We start from the raw sequence: 2149 nt of genomic DNA on the forward strand, positions 1-2149 counted from the left end.
TGCAGCTCGGCGTCACCCGCGGCGCGCTCGCGCACGCGACGGGTTATCTGAGCGAGCGCACACAGTTCGGCAGGCCGTTGGGCACCTTCCAGGCGGTGGCGCACCAGCTCGCGGACTGCCACATCGACATCGAGGCGGCGGGCGTGACCCTGTGGCAGGCCGCCACCCGCCTCGACGAGGCGGACGGGGCCGACGCCGACCCCGCCGACCTCGACCGCACGGCCCTGGTCGCGAAGTGGTGGGCCACCGACGCGGGCCAGCGCGTCGTGCACCGCGTGCAACACGTGCACGGCGGGATCGGCGTGGACCTCGACTACCCGGTGCACCGGCACTACCTGTGGGGCAAGGAGATCGCGGGCACGCTCGGCGGGCCGAGCGCCGACCTCGACCGCCTCGGTGCCGTGCTCGCGACCACGGAGGTGACGGCCTCGTGACCACCCCCGCCGACCCGCACGTCCCCGTGCGGTACGCCGACATCGCCGTCGGCGACACGCTGCCCGACCTGGTGATTCCGCTGACCCGCACGTTGATCGTGGCCACCGCGATCGCCAGCCGGGACTACCAGGACGTCCACCACGACCCGGAGCTGGCGCGCGAACGCGGGTCGAAGGACGTGTTCATGAACATTTTGACCACCAACGGCCTGGTGAGCCGGTTCGTCACCGACTGGGCCGGGCCCGCGGCATCGGTGGCGCGTATCAAGGTCCGGCTCGGCGCGCCGAACTACCCGGGAGACGAGATGCGGATGACCGGCGAGGTGACCGGGGTGTCCGACGGCCGGGTGGAGGTCGCCGTGCGCGGGGACAACAGCCTCGGTCCGCACGTGACGGGCACCGTCGCGCTGCGGTTCCCGGCCGGGGACCGGGCGAGCAAGGACGAGGTGAGGTCATGACCGCGACGACCACGGACGCGACCGCGGCGGCGGGCGGGGAGTCCGCGAGCCTGACGAAGCGGGCCGCCGTCGCCGGGATCGGCGCGACCGAGTTCTCCAAGGACTCCGGCCGCAGCGAACTGCGCCTGGCGTGCGAGGCGGTGCGGGCCGCGATCGACGACGCGGGGCTCCAACCGTCCGAGGTGGACGGACTGGTGACGTTCACCGCGGACACCAACTCGGAGATCCACATCGCCCGGAACACCGGGATGGGGCAGATCCGGCACTTCTCGCGCGTCCACTACGGCGGCGGCGCGGCCTGCGGCACGGTCGCCCAGGCCGCGATGGCCGTGGCCACGGGCGCGGCCGACGTCGTGGTCTGCTACCGGGCGTTCAACGAACGCTCCGGCGTGCGCTACGGCCTCGGCCAGGCCGACCGGGCGCTCAGCGACGACGCCGACCGCGCCGCGTACTCGTGGATGACCCCGTTCGGGCTGTCCACCCCGGCGCAGTGGGTCGCCATGTTCGCCCGCCGCTACATGCACGAGTACGGCGCCACCAGCGAGGACTTCGGCCGGGTCTCGGTGACGATGCGCCGGCACGCGGCGACCAACCCGGCCGCGTGGTTCCACCAGCGCCCGATCACCCTGGCCGAGCACCAGGCCTCCCGGTGGATCGCCGAACCCCTGCACCTGCTGGACTGCTGCCAGGAGACCGACGGCGGGCAGGCGCTGGTGGTCGTCTCCGCCGACCGGGCGAAGGACCTGCCGCACCCACCGGCCTACATCGCGGGCGCGGCCCAGGGGTCCGGGCCCGACCAGCACATGATGACCAGCTACTACCGGCCGTCGATCTCCGGCATCCCGGAGATGGGGCTGGTGGGCAGCCAGCTCTACGCACAGAGCGGCCTGCGGCCGGACGACATCGCCGCGGCGATCCTGTACGACCACTTCACCCCGCTGGTGCTGCCGCAGTTGGAGGAGCTGGGCTTCTGCGGGCGGGGCGAGGCCAAGGACTTCGTCCGCGCGGGCAACCTCGAACTCGACGGGCGGCTGCCCTGCAACACCCACGGCGGCCAGCTCGGAGAGGCCTACCTGCACGGGATGAACGGCATCGCCGAGGGCGTGCGGCTGATCCGGGGCGCCTCGGTCAACCAGCCGGGCGAGGTGCCGCACGTCCTCGTCACGGCGGGCACCGGGGTCCCCACCAGCGGCCTGATTCTCGCCCGCGACCGCTGACCGGGGACGGGGGCACCGGCGCCGCCGGTGCCCCCGCGAC

Annotated in this window: 3 protein-coding genes; all 3 read left to right on the forward strand. The window is 73.4% G+C overall.

Going from position 1 to position 2149, the window contains the following annotated elements; genetic code table 11:
• Positions 1-434 (forward strand): acyl-CoA dehydrogenase family protein (locus ACTIR_RS21000; RefSeq protein ID WP_034237655.1); only part of this gene is annotated, 434 nt, incomplete at its 5' end.
• Complete coding sequence (locus tag ACTIR_RS0100765) at positions 431-892, forward strand: MaoC family dehydratase (protein WP_084789262.1); 462 nt, start codon at positions 431-433, stop codon at positions 890-892. The genes ACTIR_RS21000 and ACTIR_RS0100765, both read left to right, overlap by 4 nt.
• Positions 889-2109, forward strand: a complete 1221-nt coding sequence (locus ACTIR_RS0100770; protein ID WP_034237658.1) for a lipid-transfer protein — start codon at positions 889-891, stop codon at positions 2107-2109. The genes ACTIR_RS0100765 and ACTIR_RS0100770 overlap by 4 nt, the downstream gene beginning before the upstream one ends.
• Positions 2110-2149: the final 40 nt, after the last annotated feature.

Origin of the sequence: Saccharomonospora iraqiensis subsp. iraqiensis (assembly GCF_000430445.1) — a bacterium.
GTDB lineage: Bacteria > Actinomycetota > Actinomycetes > Mycobacteriales > Pseudonocardiaceae > Saccharomonospora > Saccharomonospora iraqiensis.

What these genes read in the sequence shown, in the direction of transcription:
- ACTIR_RS0100770 (WP_034237658.1), top strand. Translation starts at nt 889, where the DNA reads ATGACCGCGACGACCACGGACGCGACCGCGGCGGCGGGCGGGGAGTCC.